Origin of the sequence: Bacillus jepli, assembly GCF_047238305.1 — a bacterium.
Lineage (GTDB): Bacteria > Bacillota > Bacilli > Bacillales > Bacillaceae_L > Ferdinandcohnia.
This window is the reverse complement of the sequence record NZ_JBDFMO010000001.1, coordinates 195,730-213,898: the sequence shown is the minus strand read 5'-3', so window position 1 is coordinate 213,898 and position 18,169 is coordinate 195,730. Positions and strand designations below refer to the sequence as shown.

17 protein-coding genes, 1 pseudogene and 2 riboswitches are annotated in these 18,169 nt (G+C 38.2%); of the genes and pseudogenes, 14 read left to right on the top strand and 4 right to left on the bottom strand.

Annotated features, from left to right (window positions below; translation table 11 throughout):
- The first annotated feature begins 100 nt into the window (after positions 1-100).
- The 12 genes and pseudogenes from ABC371_RS01055 (at position 101) to ABC371_RS01000 (ending at position 12,009) form a co-directional block, all read left to right on the top strand.
- A complete protein-coding gene (locus tag ABC371_RS01055) occupies positions 101-298 on the top strand; it encodes a hypothetical protein (RefSeq protein ID WP_412895168.1) in 198 nt (65 codons plus the stop codon).
- Between the two features lie 185 nt (positions 299-483).
- Positions 484-628, top strand: a riboswitch (cyclic di-AMP (ydaO/yuaA leader).
- 88 nt (positions 629-716) lie between these two features.
- Positions 717-1,370: pseudogene (locus tag ABC371_RS01050) on the top strand (potassium channel family protein).
- 33 nt (positions 1,371-1,403) lie between these two features.
- A complete protein-coding gene (locus ABC371_RS01045; RefSeq protein WP_412895167.1) occupies positions 1,404-2,729 on the top strand; it encodes a TrkH family potassium uptake protein in 1,326 nt (441 codons plus the stop codon).
- Between the two features lie 291 nt (positions 2,730-3,020).
- On the top strand, positions 3,021-4,142 hold the full coding sequence (locus ABC371_RS01040) for an ABC transporter ATP-binding protein (RefSeq protein WP_412895166.1): 1,122 nt from the start codon (positions 3,021-3,023) through the stop codon (positions 4,140-4,142).
- Positions 4,143-4,144: 2 nt separating this feature from the next.
- A complete protein-coding gene (locus ABC371_RS01035) occupies positions 4,145-5,083 on the top strand; it encodes a carbohydrate ABC transporter permease (RefSeq protein WP_412899236.1) in 939 nt (312 codons plus the stop codon).
- A 2-nt stretch (positions 5,084-5,085) separates the two neighbouring features.
- Positions 5,086-5,895: a carbohydrate ABC transporter permease gene (locus tag ABC371_RS01030; RefSeq protein WP_412899235.1), complete on the top strand. Its 810-nt coding sequence runs from the start codon at positions 5,086-5,088 to the stop codon at positions 5,893-5,895.
- A 43-nt stretch (positions 5,896-5,938) separates the two neighbouring features.
- Positions 5,939-7,306 carry an ABC transporter substrate-binding protein gene (locus ABC371_RS01025; protein WP_412895165.1) on the top strand — a complete coding sequence of 456 codons (1,368 nt, stop codon included), beginning with the start codon at positions 5,939-5,941 and terminating at the stop codon, positions 7,304-7,306.
- A gap of 99 nt (positions 7,307-7,405) precedes the next feature.
- The gene (locus tag ABC371_RS01020; protein WP_412895164.1) at positions 7,406-8,260 is read left to right on the top strand and encodes a glycerophosphodiester phosphodiesterase; all 855 of its coding nucleotides are present in this window, start codon (positions 7,406-7,408) and stop codon (positions 8,258-8,260) included.
- 186 nt (positions 8,261-8,446) lie between these two features.
- Positions 8,447-9,058 carry an NAD(P)H:quinone oxidoreductase gene (gene wrbA / locus ABC371_RS01015; RefSeq protein WP_412895163.1) on the top strand — a complete coding sequence of 204 codons (612 nt, stop codon included), beginning with the start codon at positions 8,447-8,449 and terminating at the stop codon, positions 9,056-9,058.
- 413 nt (positions 9,059-9,471) lie between these two features.
- Positions 9,472-9,572: riboswitch (SAM riboswitch) on the top strand.
- Positions 9,573-9,705: 133 nt separating this feature from the next.
- Positions 9,706-9,888 (top strand): YezD family protein, encoded by a 183-nt coding sequence (locus ABC371_RS01010; RefSeq protein ID WP_412895162.1) that lies wholly within the window; start codon positions 9,706-9,708, stop codon positions 9,886-9,888.
- A 160-nt stretch (positions 9,889-10,048) separates the two neighbouring features.
- Positions 10,049-10,600 carry an NADPH-dependent FMN reductase gene (ssuE, locus tag ABC371_RS01005; protein WP_412895161.1) on the top strand — a complete coding sequence of 184 codons (552 nt, stop codon included), beginning with the start codon at positions 10,049-10,051 and terminating at the stop codon, positions 10,598-10,600.
- Between the two features lie 20 nt (positions 10,601-10,620).
- Positions 10,621-12,009, top strand: a complete 1,389-nt coding sequence (locus ABC371_RS01000) for an LLM class flavin-dependent oxidoreductase (protein ID WP_412895160.1) — start codon at positions 10,621-10,623, stop codon at positions 12,007-12,009.
- A 47-nt stretch (positions 12,010-12,056) separates the two neighbouring features.
- Here the strand turns inward: ABC371_RS01000 and ABC371_RS00995 are convergent, their stop codons facing one another.
- Positions 12,057-12,650 (bottom strand): DedA family protein, encoded by a 594-nt coding sequence (locus ABC371_RS00995; RefSeq protein WP_412895159.1) that lies wholly within the window; start codon positions 12,648-12,650, stop codon positions 12,057-12,059.
- A gap of 464 nt (positions 12,651-13,114) precedes the next feature.
- Between ABC371_RS00995 and ABC371_RS00990 the strand changes: the two genes are divergently transcribed.
- On the top strand, positions 13,115-13,468 hold the full coding sequence (locus tag ABC371_RS00990) for a hypothetical protein (protein ID WP_412895158.1): 354 nt from the start codon (positions 13,115-13,117) through the stop codon (positions 13,466-13,468).
- A gap of 67 nt (positions 13,469-13,535) precedes the next feature.
- Here ABC371_RS00990 and ABC371_RS00985 read toward each other — a convergent pair whose 3' ends face one another.
- Together ABC371_RS00985 and ABC371_RS00980 are read right to left on the bottom strand one after the other, a co-directional pair.
- Positions 13,536-15,182 (bottom strand): hypothetical protein, encoded by a 1,647-nt coding sequence (locus tag ABC371_RS00985; protein WP_412895157.1) that lies wholly within the window; start codon positions 15,180-15,182, stop codon positions 13,536-13,538.
- 1 nt (position 15,183) lies between these two features.
- Positions 15,184-15,963, bottom strand: a complete 780-nt coding sequence (locus tag ABC371_RS00980) for an ABC transporter ATP-binding protein (RefSeq protein WP_412895156.1) — start codon at positions 15,961-15,963, stop codon at positions 15,184-15,186.
- A 369-nt stretch (positions 15,964-16,332) separates the two neighbouring features.
- On the opposite strand from ABC371_RS00980, the gene ABC371_RS00975 reads away from it, so the two are divergent.
- A complete protein-coding gene (locus tag ABC371_RS00975; protein ID WP_412895155.1) occupies positions 16,333-17,505 on the top strand; it encodes a diflavin oxidoreductase in 1,173 nt (390 codons plus the stop codon).
- Between the two features lie 50 nt (positions 17,506-17,555).
- Here ABC371_RS00975 and ABC371_RS00970 read toward each other — a convergent pair whose 3' ends face one another.
- Positions 17,556-18,089 (bottom strand): RNA polymerase sigma factor, encoded by a 534-nt coding sequence (locus ABC371_RS00970; protein WP_412895154.1) that lies wholly within the window; start codon positions 18,087-18,089, stop codon positions 17,556-17,558.
- Positions 18,090-18,169: the final 80 nt, after the last annotated feature.

The window sequence follows — 18,169 nt, the reverse complement described above, 5'->3', positions numbered from 1 at the left end:
AGGAAATATACACACGAAAGATATGGAGCTATGTTGAGCAAACTATGTTTGAGGGAAATGTGAAGTTCAAAAGCATTTCCTACACGAGGAGGTGGGATATTTGGCTGACAATAAACGAAATCGCGATGATATCAATACTGGTGAAGCATTAGGAACGGGTGCTGGTGCCACTGCTGGTGCTGTAGTGGGATCTGTGTTAGGGCCACTTGGAACTGTTGCGGGTGCTATTGCTGGCGGTGCACTTGGCAACAAGGCTGGCGAAGGTGCCGATGATGCTGCGGACCAAGAGGAAAAGTAAATGATACACCGATACTTAATTTAGATTCAGCAGAAATTAGACTCCCATGGCATGGGGGTCTTTTCATGCTGGAACAGATCTAACATTTTTCGATTAAATCACAGAGAATGAAGTTGAAAAATGTGTTGACAACGCAATAAAACAGGAGTAAATTCTCATTATTAATTCAAATAAATAATCCGAACACCTTTTATTCGCTGAATCATTTTGAGCGGGGGAACCAATTTTTGATAGGTAAGTCCTATCTTGGGGTGAATCTTACATAGTAAGAAGGGATACTCTCAATTCCTAATCCGACAGCTAACCCCGTAAGCGTTAAAGTATCCGTATCGAGAGAAAGGTCAAAGGTTTAGCCTAAGACCATTCTATTTGTGATGGTCTTTTTTGTGGTGTTATGGAGAGAAAAGAGGAGAACCTGTTGAAAAAGTCATTCGTGGTTATTGGATTAGGTCGTTTTGGAAGTACAGTGTGTAGTGAATTGATCATGTTAGGTAATGAGGTATTAGCAATTGATATAAATGAAGACAGAGTTAACAATATAGTAAATGATTCAACAACAGCATTAGTTGCAAATGCAACGGATGAAAATACGCTTAAATCCCTGGGAATTAGGAACTTTGATCTTGCCATAGTTGCTATCGGGGAAGATATGCAATCAAGTATTCATTGTACTTTATTACTTAAGGAGATGGGAATTAAGGTTTAGGTAAAAGCGCAAAACACCTACCATCAAAAGATTCTTGAAAAGATTGGGGCGGATCAAGTAATCCATCCTGAAAAAGATATGGGAATAAGGGTCGCTCACCAACTAAATTCTGAAAAGATTATTGATTTTATTGAGCTGTCTAAAGACTACAGTATTGTCGAGTTAAAAGCTACGGAAAAAATAAATCATAAAACGTTAGTTCAGTTGGATATACGTGCAAAGTATGGTTGTACAATACTAGCTATTAAAAGGGAGGACTTCATCAATATTTCACCTTTACCCAATGATATCATTCAACAAGGTGATACATTGGTGGTTATGGGAAGTAATTTAGATATACAACGTTTGGAAGAAAAAGGATTGTAGATTCATTGAATGATAGGAGTAGTGTGATAATGTATGAATATTAAAACACATATAAATTTGTCTCCTTACCAGCTTTTAATACTCATTTTTTTGTTTTTTATAGTAGTTGGTGCCATATTGTTAAAACTACCAATAGCAACAACTACATCCATTAGTTGGATTGATGCTTTATTTACAGTAACATCCGCAATGACCGTGACAGGACTCGTTGTAGTGGATACACCGGTAGCTTTTACGACGTTTGGTGAGATTGTAATCGTCTGTTTGATACAACTTGGTGGATTAGGAATCATGTCTTTTGCTGTCCTATTTTATATGATGCTTGGTAAAAAAATTGGTTTGAAGGAACGAATAGTTATTCAACAGTCCTTAAATCAGACTTCAATTGGAGGAGTTATTAAACTAGTTAAAAACCTGTTTATTTTTTCCATATCAATTGAATTCGTCGGCTTACTTATTTTAGCGATTAAATGGGTTCCTGAGTATGGATGGCAAAAGGGGATTTACTATAGTTTTTTTCATTCCATATCTGCCTTCAATAATGCTGGTTTTGCACTATGGTCAGATAATTTAATGTCATATGCAGGGGATCCAATCATAAATATAGGGATTAGCTTACTATTTATTACCGGTGGGATCGGATTTACGGTATTGATGGATGTGTGGCATACTAAAAATTTTAAAAAGCTAAGTTTGCACTCTAAACTGATGATTATAGGTACTTTTATTATTAATTTGGTCGCTGTATTTTTGGTATTTGTATTAGAGTATCATAATCCAAAAACATTGGCTGGTTTACCTTCATTGACAGAAAAAATATGGGCAGCCTATTTCCAAGGTGTTGTACCAAGAACGGCAGGTTTTAATACCTTTGATACAGCAGGCATAAACGAATCGACTGCTTTTTTAATGATCATCTTAATGTTTATTGGGGCGGGGAGCGCCTCAACAGGTGGTGGAATCAAATTAACAACGTTTCTTGTGATCATTTTTGGTGCTTTGTCCTTTTTAAAGGGTAAACAAGATGTCGTTATTTATAGAAGGACATTATCTGGAACAATTGTATTAAAAGCATTAGCAATTTCGACTATGAGTCTTTTATTTGTATTGGTAGCCGTGTTCATATTAAGTATTTCAGAGGATGCACCATTTTTAGTTTCATTATTCGAAGTAGTATCTGCTTTTGGTACGGCTGGAATGTCAATGGGACTAACATCTTCATTATCTTTTGTCGGAAAAGTAGTGATTATATTCATGATGTTCTTTGGGAAAATAGGACCGCTAACCCTTGCTTTCTCTTTAGCAAAACCTAAAGTGGATAAAATAAGGTACCCCAAAGAAGACATTCTAACTGGTTAACGAAAATTTTTAAGAGACCCTGAACCGTGAAAAAAAATTCCGGTTTCAGGGTTATTTTATTTATCTTGAAATAAAGCTGTTTACACTTCTTTACAATGGATTTTAATTTTTATATAAGGGCATTTCGTAAATGGTACATTCGTCACGTTTATTGTAAAAATAAGATTAATTTCAACAAATAAATGTTAATTAATTAAGGGAATATAAGAGTTTGTCAAAAAACAGTAAACAAGCATTTTTAGAGCGCCAAATGTGGTTAAATGGTTTTGTAAATTGGAAAGGAGGCTGGGCATGAGTCAGGTTGAGTTGACTGATATCTCAAAATCATACGATAAACAAAAGGATGTCTTGAATGGAATCAATGTTTCGATTGAGGAAGGTGAATTCTTCGTACTTGTTGGTCCTTCTGGTTCTGGGAAGAGTACATTGCTTCGGATGATAGCAGGGCTTGAAGACATTTCTGGGGGGATCCTCAAAATTAACAATGAAGTCGTGAACCATCTCCCACCAAAGAACCGAAATTTATCGATGGTTTTTCAAAATTACGCATTATATCCACATTTAACAGTTGAGCAAAATATTTTGTTCGGTTTAAAAGCTCGAAAAGTGAATAAACACGAACAGCAAAGAAGGCTTACTGAAGCGGCAGAAATGTTAGGCTTAAGCGAATTATTAAAGCGGAAACCTAGGGAACTGTCAGGAGGTCAAAGACAACGAGTTGCACTTGGACGTTCGGTTGTAAGTCATGCCCCTCTATGTTTAATGGATGAGCCGCTCTCTAATTTAGACGCAAAGCTTCGTGCAAACATGCGGGTTCAAATTCGAAGATTGCAGAAACGCTTGGGGTTAACGATGATCTATGTGACTCATGACCAAGTCGAAGCAATGACGATGGGTGACCGGATTATGGTCCTAAATGACGGAAAGATTCAACAAGTGGGAAAACCTATTACCTTATACAATGAACCGGAAAATTTGTTTGTTGCATCTTTTATCGGCTCCCCAAAAATGAATCTAGGAAAAGCCGTCATATCGGAAGATCGCACAGAACTCATAATAGAAAATCAATTACATATACCCATAAATCCTATGATGGTTAAGGATTTACCTAGAACTCAGAACCTCGTGGTTGGAGTCCGAGCAGAGCATTTATTTTCAGGCCTTGAAAAAGAAGAGCACCTTACATACTTAGAAGCTGTGAATGTTGAACAGTTAGGGAATGAAACATCGGTTTCTTTTGATGTTGGTTCGGAATTATGGACGGCAAAATGGCCAGGACAGTGGAACATCCATTTTGGACAAATGGTTCCTGTGCAAATTTTACCCCAATACCTACTATTCTTTGATGGAGATTCAGGCAAGTTACTTAAATCTGCTGAACTTGGGAAGAAACAAGAGGTTGTAGCGATATGAGTATGATCAGTCCAATCATTGAAAATAATGAAACCTTTACTATTCAAATTGAGAAAGCAAAAAGGCAAAAACGGATTTCTAGTTTACTTAAAGGAATTTTATTTCTATTACCATCGATTGTTTTATTTAGTGTTTTTGTGTTTTACCCCTTGTTTAAGACCATGTATTTAAGCTTCTTTTTGACAGATGCAAAGGGAGCGACAACCGTATTTGTTGGTTTGGAAAACTATTTGTATATGTTTTCAGATCCTATTTTTCTAAAAAGCTTTAAAAATACGTTTTTGTTTGTGCTTTATACGGTACCTATAACGGTTGTGGTTAGTTTGTTTTTAGCTGTCATTTCCAATGAAAAACTAAAGGGGATTGGCTTTTTTAGAACCATTTTTACCTCAACCATGGGTGTATCGGTTGCAGCAGCATCTGTATTTTGGCTGTACTTGTTTAACCCGACAATGGGTTTTTTAAACCAAATTCTTACTATTTTTGGAGCGGAGTCGATTGGCTGGCTGACTGATCCAAAATGGGCAATGATTGCGATTGCGGTTACTACGATTTGGATGAATATTGGATTTACATTTTTAATTTTGTTAGGTGGATTACAATCCATCGATACCTCTTTATATGAAAGTGCTGATATTGAAGGGTCTGGTTATTTTTATAAGCTTAGAAGAATCACAGTTCCAATGCTTTCACCGACCTTATTTTTTGTGATTACCGTATCGATTATTAATTCATTCCAAACATTTGGTCAGATCGATATTTTAACCCAAGGTGGACCAGCAAATGAAACGAATTTGATTGTATATTCCATTTACCGTGAGGCATTTGTGAATTACCAGTTCGGCTCAGCTAGTGCCCAGGCGATTGTGTTATTCATTATTATTTTATTGATGACAGCACTGCAATTTAAGCTGGGTGAGAGGAGGGTCCACTATCAATGATGATGTCAATGGGAAGAAAAGTCATCTTCTATCTTTTATTGACTGTTTCAGCGATTCTAATTGCCGGACCGGCGGTAATGGCGATTGTCATGAGTTTTATGACGAACCAAGATATTTTAACGGCGAGTTTGCCGACCACACTAACAGCAGATAATTATGTTGCAGCTTTTGAACGATTTCCTTTAATTCAATATTTGATTAATAGTTTTGTAGTGTCGATTGTGATTATGCTAGGACAATTGGCATTATCGAGTCTAGCTGCCTATGCCTTTGTATTTTTAGAGTTTAAGGGAAGAGATGTTTTATTTTATCTTTTTATTGCGACAATGATGGTTCCCTTTGAGGCATCGATTATCCCGAACTTCCACATAATCCGTGATCTAGGGTGGCTAGATCATTACACTGGGCTAACGATTCCATTTTTCGCAACAACCTTTGGAACATTTTTGCTCAGACAGAACTTTAAACAAATTCCTAAAGAATTAAGGGAAGCAAGCCAAATAGCCGGGATTGGTGATTTCAAATTTTATTTAACAGTTGTACTACCTGTAACAAAGACAAGTTTAGTTACATTGGGAATTTATGGTTTTTTAACATCGTGGAATATGTATCTATGGCCACTATTGGCGACCACCAACGATACGGTTCGTACGGTACAAATCGGCTTAAAGCAATTGCAAACACAGGAACAATTAAATGATTGGGGCGTCATCATGGCTGGTGCCGTGATCGTGATCATCCCGACATTGATTTTGCTTTTCCTAGGACAAAAGAAGCTTCAAACAGGTTTAACAGAGGGCGCTGTAAAATAACAGTTTCCTCGAAAATATACCAATTAAAAAGGAGCAATTAAAAATGAAAAAAATCTTAATGATCCTTGCATTAGGCTTCGTTCTACTATTAGCAGCATGTGCAGGAGGTGAATCCACAGCAGGAGAAGGTGAGCAAAACACTGGCTCAGGAAATGGATCAGATTCTGAAGAAAAAAGTGAAAAACAGACCGTCACATTCTGGCACTCCATGGGTGGAGCGGGTCAAGAAGCATTAAACAGTATTGTAGAAGACTTCAATAACTCACAAGAAGAAATTCAAGTAAATGCGGAATACCAAGGTACCTACGATGAATCATTAACAAAATTCAATGCTGTTGCTGGTACTGATAGTGCACCGACGATGATTCAAACCTTCGAAATTGGAACAATGTCTATGATTAATAGTGGAAATATCAAACCGATTCAGGAATTAGTAGATGGGGATGGGTACGATATGAGTGGATTAGAGGAAAACATTATTAATTACTATTCATTAGATGGAAAGTTTTATTCAATGCCGTTTAACTCGTCTACACCCGTTATGTATTATAACAAGGATGCATTTACTGCGGCAGGTTTAGATCCAGAAACACCTCCAGCAACTTATGAAGAAGTAGAAGCTGCAGGTAAAGCCATTGTTAAATCGAATCCAAAAATGAAAGGCTTCGCGTTACAAGCATATGGCTGGTTATGGGAGCAATTATTAGCCAATCAGGGTGCGTTATTATTAAATAATGATAATGGTCGTTCAGATACACCAACTGAAATTGGGTGGACTGAAGAAGAAGGAAAGTCCATTTTTGAATGGGTTAAGCGAATGGTAGATGACGGTACATTTGCGAATTACGGAACAAATGGGGATAATATGGTTGCTGGATTCCTAGCCGGTGATGTCGCTATGTTCTTACAATCTTCAGCAAGTGCAAGAGATGTTATCGATAATGCTCCTTTTGAAGTAGGGATTGCCTTCCTTCCACACCCTGAAAATAAGGACCGTGAAGGGGTCGTCATTGGTGGAGCAAGTCTTTGGATGATCGATGGAAAACCAGAAGCAGAAACAAATGCAGCATGGGAATTTATGAAATATCTACAAACTCCTGAAGTTCAAGCGAAATGGCATGTTGGTACAGGGTATTTTGCCATCAATCCAGCTGCATACGAGGAACAACTGGTAAAGGATGCCCATGAGGAAAAACCACAATTACGTGTAACAGTTGAGCAATTACAAGCAACTAAATCATCATTTGCGACACAAGGTGCTTTAATGGACATGCTTCCACAAGGAAGAAAAGTCATGGAAACAGCCCTTGAATCCGTATATAATGGCGGATCTGTCGATGAAGCCTATAAAACAGCCGTAGACCAATTTAATAAAGCAATCGAACAAGCAAACAAAGCACGAGCAAAGTAAATGAAATGGGACACGGGGACAGGTACCGTGTCCCACCATTTTTTTAATAAGGATTGCATATAAATAATCAATAAAGATGTAAGGAAGGGAAGGGTTATCATGACGAAAATTTATGGTCACCGCGGAGCAAAGGGGATTTATCCGGAAAATACGTTACTTAGTTTTAAAAAAGCGATTGAGCAAGGTGTTGATGGGTTGGAACTTGATGTCCATTTGACAAAAGACGGGGAAGTTGTTGTGATCCATGATGAAACCCTTGACCGGACAACAAGCGGAGCAGGTTGGATTAAAGATGTAACCTTAGTTGAAATCAAAAAATATAGTGCTGGTAAACCATTTACTCATTTTGGCGAATATGAAGAAGCATGGGACAACGAACAGGTTCCAACCCTAAAAGAAGTTCTAGAACTATTGTCTCCTTATGATATTGAGCTTAATATCGAACTAAAAACAGGTTCAGTACCTTACGAAGGAATTGAAGAGAAGGTTCAAAAGGTTGTTGAACAATACGCCAAAAATCGGAAGGTGATTTATTCTTCGTTTCACTTGCCCACAATTATAAGAATGAAGCAGATTGATCCAAGTGCCAAAATAGCATGGTTACTTAATAATAGTATTTCCCTTCCTTACGATTATATTAATGCTCTAGAACTGGAAGCACTGCATTTAAACAAATCCATTCTTTTACCTAAGACAGAAATTTTTCAGCAGTTACTGGAAGTAAGTAAACAATTCCCAATGCATGTACCAATCGAAGTCATTCATTATCTCAACAATCGGGCAAATGAGGACTATGGGTCATGCTTGCAAGGTATGTACGATAAAGTAAGAGTTTGGACTGTCAATGAGCCAAATGAAATCGAAAAATTACTAAAATTGCAAGTCGATGCGATCATTACCGATTATCCTGAAAGGGCAATACGAATAAGAAATCAACAAGTGAATTTTGTATAAAGAAGTTAAAGGGGACGCGGGGACAGGTACTGCGTCCCACGTTTTTTTACTAAATGCCTTTTGGGACAATGAACCTGTCCCACTGTCCCGCATATTAAAACAAATTATAAGAAATAATAGGATAGGTAAGATATTGGGTTTTACTCTACCACTTAAAAAAATTCATTGGAAAAGGAGACTGGAAAATTGTCAAATGTTAAATTAGCAGTCATTTTTTACAGTATGGGCGGCACAAATTATCAGTTATCAAAATGGGCTGAAGAAGGAGCTAAAGAAGCTGGGGCTGAAGTTAAAGTATTAAAGGTCCAGGAATTAGCTCCTGAGTCTGTCATTCAGGGAAATGAAGTATGGAAAGCAACAGTTGAAGCAACGAAGGACGTTCCAGTAGTTACATCAGATGATATTGAATGGGCAGACGCCATTATCTTTAGTGTTCCTACACGCTTTGGAAACATGCCTTCACAAATGAAACAATTTCTTGATACTCAAGGTGGACTTTGGGCTACTGGCAAAACGATTAATAAAGTTGTAAGTGCGATGACGTCTGCACAAAATCCGCATGGTGGACAAGAAGCGACAATCCTTTCGTTATACACAAGTATGATGCATTGGGGAGCGATTATTGCTGCACCTGGTTATACAGATCCAATCATTTTTGGAGCTGGCGGAAATCCATATGGAACAAGTGTGACAGTCGGTCAAGATGGAAAAATGATTGAAGACGTACAAGGGGCAGTGAAACATCAAGCAAAACGTACAGTTACTGTAGCGGAATGGGTAAAAAAAGCAAATCAATAAACAAGAAAAAAATAAATTTGAGACCTTGAATTGGTATAGTCGGGGTCTCTTTTTCGTGGGTTGATATGGGTAAAGTTTACAATTCCTCAAGCTTATGCAACATTAACACAGCACTTCGCAAAGGAAGAAAATATGCTGTTTCCGTTAGCAGAGAAAATATTGTCAGTTGAAGAAATGGATGAGATAGCGCGGATGTATAGAGATTAAAGAGATTAAAAAATGGTGACCTCGAATTCAATAAAGGATTCAGATAAGTACCAAGGATTCTATCATCAATACCCAAACCCATATTCTCAACCATGACTAAATAACTAAAAGTTCCCTCTTTTAAAAATTTTTGGATAAAGTAATTGACAGATAGTAAAATTCCGTGTAATTTAATATCAACAAACAACAACTTAATTACGAATTGATTCTTATCCAGAGAGGTGGAGGGACTGGCCCGACGATGCCTCGGCAACAGACATTTTGTACTGTGCCAATTCCAGCAAGCGTTAAGCTTGAAAGATAAGAAGAGTGTATTTGAACTATGCATGTATGCCCTCTTCTTGTTAGAAGAGGGTTTTTATTTTGGCAAAATGAACAATTGTCATACTGGTCAACCAACCGCAATGGCACAATACACATCTTTTATAAGGAGGAGTGACATGGCAAAACTTGATGAATCCAAAGTGAAACATATTTTATCAACCTTGGAGAACCTGGAATTTGGATCTGTTGTGATTACCGTCCACAATGGAGAAATCACCCAAATTGATGCGACGGAAAAGAAGCGTTTTTCCATACAAAAATCTACATCATCCCAAATACAATCAACGAAAAAAGAATAAGCCGATTAGACGACTAAAGGCATCTTTATTTTCAAAGCGTCCATTTATGACGTTTTGGATAAAGATGCCTTTTTCTATTACCTTTTTTCAATGGAAGGGGTAGGTTGGTGTTCCAAACTCATTCGAGAATGATTTCAATAAAAAAGAAAGGATGATCAACATGAGCGAAATCGTTATTTTATCGGGAAGTCCATTAGTTAGTTCTAGAACGGATTTGGTTCTACAGTTTATAGGGAAAAAGCTTAAACATGAAGGTTTTTCAATCACACATGTATCCGTGAGAGATATTCCTTCTGATGACATATTCAATCTGAAGTTTGATAGTCCAGCCCTTAAGGAGCTCACTTCACTAATCCAAGGGGCTGAAGGTGTGATTATAGGGTCCCCTGTTTACAAGGCAGCTTACACAGGAGTTCTGAAGGCTGTGCTAGATTTGCTTCCACAAGATGTGTTAGCTAGAAAACCGGTTTTACCAATTATGACTGGCGGAAGCCCTGCACATCTCCTAGCGATTGACTTCAGCCTCAAACCTTTACTAGCAGCATTAAAGGGGCAAAGCTTACAGGGAGTTTACTTCCAAGATTGCCAAATCGATAAAGCACAGGTAGTGAACCCAATTATCGATGTGAATGTTTTAGAAAGACTGAAAAAGGAGCTTTATTACTTTATTGAAGCAGTTAATCAGAATAAAGATTTTGCTTTGAAAAATTAATAAAAAAGGAGCTAACAAAAATGACTAACAAAAGAATTTATTTAAATGCATTTGATATGAACTGTGTGGGGCATCAATCCCCAGGACTGTGGACGCATCCCGAGGATCAATCCCACCGCTATAAAGATAGCGAGTATTGGATTGAATTGGCGAAGCTTTTAGAAAAGGGTAGATTCGATGCTATTTTTCTAGCAGACGTACTAGGCCCTTATGATGTGTATCAAGGCTCCCGCGATGCCGCTATCCGTCAAGGGACTCAAACTCCTGTTAACGACCCATCACTTGTTGTGCCATTAATGTCAGCTGTGACAAAGCATTTAGGATTTGGAGTCACGGCATCTGTCACACATGAGCATCCTTATACATTTGCTCGGAGAATGTCGACACTGGATCATATTACAAAAGGGCGTGTAGGCTGGAATATTGTTACTTCTTATTTAAAAAGCGCCGCGGTGAATATGGGATTGGAAGACCAAATTAAACATGATGAACGCTATGATATTGCCGAAGAATATTTACAAGTTTGCTATAAATTATGGGAAGGCAGCTGGGAAGATGATGCAGTTTTATTAGATAAAGAGAATCGCATTTTCGCTGACCCTAGCAAGGTTCATGACATCAAACATGAAGGTAAATATTTTAAAGTTCCGGGTGCACACCTATGTGAGCCTTCCCCACAAAGAACGCCGGTACTCTTTCAGGCTGGAACCTTCACAAAAGGTCGCGCTTTTGCTGGTAAAAATGCGGAACTGATCTTTATTGGGGCACCGACTAAAAACGCTGCTAGGCATTCTGTAAAAAAACTCCGTGAAGAGGCAATAAAGGCAGGTAGGACACCAGAGGAAATAAAAATTCTTACTTGTATTACTCCAATCGTGGGTCGAACTGAAGAGGAAGCACATGAAAAGTTCAATGAATATCAAAAACATGTAAGCTATGAAGGGGCACTAGCACTTCTTGGTGGCTGGACGGGAATCGATTTTTCAGAATATGGTCCGCATGAAAATCTTAAGTTTGTCAAAAATGATGCGATTCAATCGACAGTCGAAAATTTTACTAGAATTGATTCCGATAAAAATTGGACGATTGATGAAATTAAAAAATATACGGGAATAGGTGGATTGGGTCCAGTAACTGTCGGAAGCCCAGAACAGGTTGCAGATGATTTGGAAAGTTGGATTAAAGAAACTGGAGTAGATGGGTTTAACATTGCGTACGCGATTACTCCTGGTACATTTAAAGATTTCGTAGAACTTGTTGTGCCAGTATTACAAGAAAGAGGTCTGGTAAGAAAAGAATATGAAGGTGACACATTAAGAGATAGCCTATTTGGGAAAGGAAGCCAACTACCTGCCCATCATCCCGGAAAACAATATTCAAAAACACCAGCACTAACAGTTAAATTATGAAAAGTAAGGGAATAAAGGAGCCACAGGAACCGTCCCTGTGGCACCTTTTATCTAACCAACTTCCTTCGATTGAAGTAGACAACGCCCAGAACAATGATGAGTGCAGATCCGATTACATAAATGCTATAGTGGTTCATCATCATTTCAACCTTCATCCAATTCTTACCCAGTTCATGTCCTAATGTGATAAAAGTAAAGCCCCAAAAGATTGCTCCGGAGTAGGCGAATAGGGCAAATCTTTTAAAGTGTAAATTATTTAATCCGGCGAGGTAAGCTGTAATATGACGAACACCAGGTATAAAGTAACCGATAAATAATAAATACGGGCCAAATTTATTAAAAAGCTTACTCGTTGTTTGAATTCTTTTTTCGGTTAGATGAAGTTTAGGCCCAAACTTCCGCAGAAATGGAATTCCTAATTTTATCCCTAAGTAATAGCTGATTGTGATACCAATAATCGATCCAACCGAAGCGCTTAATAAAGAGAGGGAATATGACATTTTACCTTGATAAACGGTGTATCCCACATATGTAAGTAGAATTTCATCAGGAAGTGGCAATCCAATTATCCCTGCAGCCAACACGATGATTATGCCAAAGTACCCATAATGTTCCAATAAATAATAAAAATGCTCTCCCATATCCGATATCCCTTTCCAAATGCATTGTACACGGGCGCTCTTCTGGTGCCGCTAGGGCTAATGAATGACATCTGTTCACTCATAACTCCTAAGCCTATCATACTCTATTAAAGAGAGGGATGAAAGTAAGTTACCAAAGGGACGGTTCTTGTGGTTCCGTTGGTAGGCTTTGTTTTAAATCGGATGAATGAAACTTATTAAGATGCGATCACGTCTAAAAAATAAAAAGGGGTGCTCCATGCGTATATTAGCTTGCGGCGTTCTATTAACCTGTTCATTTTTATTTTTAGTAGTAACTAGCGTATCGGCCACAAGTTGGGCGGAATTAGAGCTACAAGAGGTACTCGATCGCGCAGAAGTAATTGTGATGGGGCAGTTATGATTTTTCCGGCAAGGCGAAACGCGGTGAGTCCGTTTTTCGCGGGAGAGAATTCAAGGTTAGCAGTGTGTATAAAGGGGATGTTATGAGCCCGTTAACGGTAGGGATCGATCCTTATGATGTAGGGAGGGTAGAGGAATTCCAAGATATGGGTGGCGTGTTTCTATTATTTTTAGAAGAAAGTGAGAATGGTAAATTACTTCTTCCGGTAGGTGGACCGAATGGCATGATAGAAGTGATGGGCGGAAAAATTGAGGAGCGGGATGATGAGAGAAGGGCTTTTTTCGAAGAGTTTTTAAACGAAACTCCAACAAAGACATTCGAAATAACAAATGTCGAACAAAAAGATAAGCTAAACTTTCCCTTATTTTTAATTGTAGCCGCATTTGTCATTTTATTCATTCTACTATATCTGAAAAAGAGAAAATCTATCCAATAATCCTCCCCTACAACTAATAAAACTACCCTCATATCGAATCGAGGGTAGTTTTAATCGGTTTAGACCATTACTCCACCTTTTCCCATGAAACATTGAAGACTTTTCTCCATAGTAAAAGCAAAATTAGCATGGCTAGGGCGAGATAAATATAGAGTCCATATGGGAAAAGCATACTGATTATATGTAGGCCAGCAAAGACACCGGCTACTAACATTAGCATAAAAATAATGACTCCATTGCCCGAACTATAAGTTTCAAACGACATGGAAAAAGGAAGGGACTTTTCCAATATAGCAAAGCAAATAACTGCATAGATCACCGCACTAACAAAGACAAGGATCAAGTCAGGTATAATCCTTACACCGTAAATGGGGATAAACACTATACAGAGTATGAAAAAAATGGGTACATATAGGTTAACAATAAAAGCCTTCATCGTTCCACTAAAAACGGGTTTTAGAGTTTTTAAAGGTATGAGTTTATAGATCCAAGCCCCTTTATGTGTTCCTGAGTACTTAAGGGTAATGATGACGGTGGGCATCATCAACAAGCTAAAATAGATATTCAAATAAGATTTGCCTTCTCTAAGGAGGTTAAAAGATTCCCAACTGAAATCATTCATATATGTGAATAAAAAAATAAAAGGGATCACAATCGAAAATCCTAAAGAAGGATAAACTTTTAATTTAAACTCTCTTTCATTTTTAAGCATGAGACTAGAAAACTGATAGAAAACTCTCTCCTCTTTTGTAGGACAAATCAATTTTTTAAAAGCTTCTCCCACTTTAAGCCGTTTTTTCATTCTCCCTTTATTATGTTGAGAAAGCTTTTGAAGATTTCTCTCAAAAGTAGGAGTTAGCTTTGCGTATATCCAAATCGAAGCAAATGGAACAAGTATACCTAGCCCTGCTAGTAAGAAATAAAAGGGTTGGGAGCTACCGTTCATGACCAGTTCCATAATAATACCGTACCAAATAGGAAAAACAAGAATGTGCCACCATGCTGGCTCAAGGCTAATCGAAAGGTCGACGATTTCAAAGGACCTAATAAGAAGCTGGTAGCCAATCATAATTGAAAAGGACAAGCCGATTTGGACATAATTAATAAGATCTTTGAGTTTTTCACCGTCAAAAAATTGAAGAATGATGAAATAAATTAACGCCGTCAATGCAATAATCAATAAATCTATCAACATGACATTTAAAACCGCAATAAGAAAAAACACAATGCCATGTCTAAAAAGACCTACCACAATCGCAGGGCCCGCCAAGGCAATCGTCATCAAAGATAGATAAATCACGATATGAGTGAGTTTCGCCGCACTGATTGTCTTGCGATCAATTGGCTTAGGATAGAGAATATTTCTGTCACGAATATCAAGGAGCACTGACGAAAAATTAGAAATCATAGAGGTCATTAAGAAAAAGGTAATCAATCCAAAAACAAGGCTCATCTGAAAAACATAATTGTCCCCCATAATGGTAAAAGGAATTAAAAAGAGCCCGAACAAGACATAAATCCACAAGGATAACATGTAATGATTTTTATCTTTTTTTTCCTTCCTATTATTTTGTGAGAAAATGGTCGGGACACGGCGTCGGTCCATTACGAGTTTCGCCTGGAGAATTTTTCGCATCGTTCGATAATCAATCCCAAATCGAGTAAAGACTTTTTCAATACGATCCAGTAGCTTTAAAGAAGGAAAGTCCTGCATATCACACCTCACCAACTATCGATACAAAACGTGATGCAAGTTCTGTATGCTCGTTGAATCCGGTCAATTGGTTGAAAATCCCTTCTAAAGAACCTTCCTTATTTTGTACCTTTAATTCCTCAAACGTACCGTCAGCCGCAATTTTTCCATCATGGAGAAGGACGATTCGGCTACTTATTTTTTCAACAACATCCATGATATGTGAAGAATAAAAAATCGTTTTTCCCTGCTGTGCCAGCTGCGCCATAATCTCTTTGAAAATCATAACACTGTTTGCATCAAGTCCGTTTATCGGTTCATCAAAAAAGAGAAGTTCTGGATTATGTAATAAGCTTGAAATAATGAGTAGTTTTTGTCGCATTCCTTTTGAATAGGAAGCAATTCGAGAATGATACACCTCACCAATTCCAAACAACTCCATTAGGTTTTTTGCTTTATAGTCAGCTAAATCATAGTCGAGACCATATAATTCACCAATAAAAGTGAGGTACTCTTGCCCGGTTAAACTGTCATAGACATCGGCAATTTCGGGCACATACCCAATTTTTCGTTTATATTCCATATTTCCGTCTAAAATACTTTGACCGAAAATCCTTACTTCACCCTGAAAGTCTTCTTCAATCCCTAATATGATTTTTACGGTCGTGCTTTTTCCAGCCCCGTTTGGCCCGATATATCCAATGATTTCTCCCTTATTTACTGTAAAAGAAACCCCTTGCAGAACAGACTTGCTGCCATACCTTTTTTGTAAATTAGCAATCTCAACAATGGCTCCAGTCATTCCATCAACTCCATAACTATTAGTTTTTTCCTATTTTACCATATTTAGAGAATAAGATTTGGAGAAAAGGGACAAGACAGGTACTGTGTCATGCCAAAGCACACCTTTGAAACCACAGGGACGGTTCCTGTGGCACCTGGAACCACAAGAACCGTCCCTGTGGCCCCGCGGCCCCGTGACCCAGTAGTTCTACAAATGGATTTCGTTTCTTTTTTGTTGTAACATGAGGGATAGTGTATGTATAATTTGGGTGAGCGTTTTTCATTGTTAAATGATAAATAAATGCCAATAGTGTGCTAAAATACACGCTAGATAACTTGTACATGTGTTATTCTTAATATATATATCATTGTTGGAGGTTTATAAAAAATGCAACGAACTATAGATGATGAAAAAAATCCGAAAAAGCCTGTTCCTGCAACATATTCAAGAACAAATCCATTTCCTGCAAAGGTTCTAAAGAACATCAACTTAAATGGAGAAGGTTCAAATAAGGAAACCAGACATATTGAATTATCATTAGAAGGATCAGGATTTTCATACATTCCTGGTGATACCCTCGGAATTGCGCCTACCAATGATCCAGCATTAGTCGCAGCCATTCTTGAAGAAATGAAGTGGGATGCAGAAGAGATTGTAACTGTTGGTCGTCAGGGAGAGTCCATGCCACTGAAAGAAGCACTGGAAACATACCTTGATATTACGCTACTTTCAAGGAAAATGTTACAAACTGCAGCAACATTCACAGATAACGAGAAACTCCACAATCTTGTGGAAGACGCAGCAGCGGTTAAAGAATATTGCGATGGCCGTGACCTACTTGATATGTTACGTGATTTCGGCCCATGGAAGGTTCCTGCACAAGAAATCGTTGCTTTATTACGAAAAATGATACCAAGACTTTATTCCATTGCAAGTAGTTTAGCTGCACATCCTGATGAGGTTCATTTAACAATCGGTGCTGTACGTTATACGGCGCATGGACGTGAACGCAAGGGAGTTTGCTCCGTTCAATGTGCGGAACGCGTTCGGGAAGGTGATACACTTCCAGTATTTGTTCAGATCAATAAGCACTTCCATTTACCTGAGACTCTTGATAAAGATGTGATTATGGTTGGACCTGGAACTGGTATTGCGCCATTCCGTTCATTTATTGAAGAACTTGCTACAAAGAAAGCGACAGGTCGTTCTTGGTTATTCTTCGGAGATCAGCATGAAGCGACTGACTTCTTATATCAAGATGAATTGGAAAAATACCAACAAGACGGCATTCTAACGAAACTTGATGCTGCATTTTCTCGTGATTCTGATCAAAAAGTATATGTGCAGCATAAGATGCTTGAACATAGCAAGGAATTATTCGAATGGATTGACAATGGTGCTTATTTCTATGTATGTGGAGATAAAGACCATATGGCAAAAGACGTGAACGAAGCCCTCCTTACTTTAATTGAACAAGAAGGCGGTTTGGACCGAGAAGCGGCAGAAGTTTATTTAAAAGACATGAAAACAGAAGGACGTTATCTACGTGACGTATATTAATAAATAGATTGAAAATAGCCCTTCACCATGTGTGAGGGGCATTTTTTTGGCTAAACGTTTAGAAAAGGAGCAGGGTCATTATACAATTCCCCCTGACCCAGAAACGCCTTCAATTCCTTCCTAGCCCGGTAGATTCTTGTTTTAACCGTGCATGGCTTAAGGTCGAGGATGTGGGCAATTTGGCTTTCTTTTAAACCATGCCATATTTTAAGAGTGAGTACGTCCTGGTATTCTTGTTTCAGCTTACGAGTAGCTTGATAGATTTGCTCCATTACAATGTTCGTCTCAACTTCTTCCTCCACATTTTGCTTCATTGTTTTCCCCAGGCATTCGATTAATTCATGGTCCATTGGGGTCCCTTTCTTATTTCTTTCCATTCTGACAAAATCAATTGCTGTTCGTGTTGCGATGGTAGACAGCCAGGCTCCTATTTTACTTTCGTCTTCAATGGTATCCATTTTATTGATCGCTTTAATAAATGTTTCGTGAACGACATCTTCCGCTAGATGGATATCCCTCGTGATCGAATAACTAATTCGAAACAGCCGAGAATTGTATGCGTGATAAATCTTTGAAAATTCCATAGAAATACACCCCCCTTGTGGTTTGAGACGAAGGATAGGTTCTGTTCCGTGTGGGTCAATGAACCTGTCCTTCTGTCCCA

What these genes read in the sequence shown, in the direction of transcription:
- ssuE (WP_412895161.1), top strand. Translation starts at nt 10,049, where the DNA reads ATGAGCGAAATCGTTATTTTATCGGGAAGTCCATTAGTTAGTTCTAGA.
- ABC371_RS01045 (WP_412895167.1), top strand. Translation starts at nt 1,404, where the DNA reads ATGAATATTAAAACACATATAAATTTGTCTCCTTACCAGCTTTTAATA.
- ABC371_RS01030 (WP_412899235.1), top strand. Translation starts at nt 5,086, where the DNA reads ATGTCAATGGGAAGAAAAGTCATCTTCTATCTTTTATTGACTGTTTCA.
- ABC371_RS00995 (WP_412895159.1), bottom strand. Translation starts at nt 12,650, where the DNA reads ATGGGAGAGCATTTTTATTATTTATTGGAACATTATGGGTACTTTGGC.
- ABC371_RS01000 (WP_412895160.1), top strand. Translation starts at nt 10,621, where the DNA reads ATGACTAACAAAAGAATTTATTTAAATGCATTTGATATGAACTGTGTG.
- ABC371_RS00985 (WP_412895157.1), bottom strand. Translation starts at nt 15,182, where the DNA reads ATGCAGGACTTTCCTTCTTTAAAGCTACTGGATCGTATTGAAAAAGTC.
- ABC371_RS01040 (WP_412895166.1), top strand. Translation starts at nt 3,021, where the DNA reads ATGAGTCAGGTTGAGTTGACTGATATCTCAAAATCATACGATAAACAA.
- ABC371_RS00975 (WP_412895155.1), top strand. Translation starts at nt 16,333, where the DNA reads ATGCAACGAACTATAGATGATGAAAAAAATCCGAAAAAGCCTGTTCCT.
- ABC371_RS00990 (WP_412895158.1), top strand. Translation starts at nt 13,115, where the DNA reads ATGAGCCCGTTAACGGTAGGGATCGATCCTTATGATGTAGGGAGGGTA.
- ABC371_RS01020 (WP_412895164.1), top strand. Translation starts at nt 7,406, where the DNA reads ATGACGAAAATTTATGGTCACCGCGGAGCAAAGGGGATTTATCCGGAA.
- ABC371_RS01025 (WP_412895165.1), top strand. Translation starts at nt 5,939, where the DNA reads ATGAAAAAAATCTTAATGATCCTTGCATTAGGCTTCGTTCTACTATTA.
- ABC371_RS00970 (WP_412895154.1), bottom strand. Translation starts at nt 18,089, where the DNA reads ATGGAATTTTCAAAGATTTATCACGCATACAATTCTCGGCTGTTTCGA.
- ABC371_RS00980 (WP_412895156.1), bottom strand. Translation starts at nt 15,963, where the DNA reads ATGACTGGAGCCATTGTTGAGATTGCTAATTTACAAAAAAGGTATGGC.
- ABC371_RS01035 (WP_412899236.1), top strand. Translation starts at nt 4,145, where the DNA reads ATGATCAGTCCAATCATTGAAAATAATGAAACCTTTACTATTCAAATT.
- ABC371_RS01010 (WP_412895162.1), top strand. Translation starts at nt 9,706, where the DNA reads ATGGCAAAACTTGATGAATCCAAAGTGAAACATATTTTATCAACCTTG.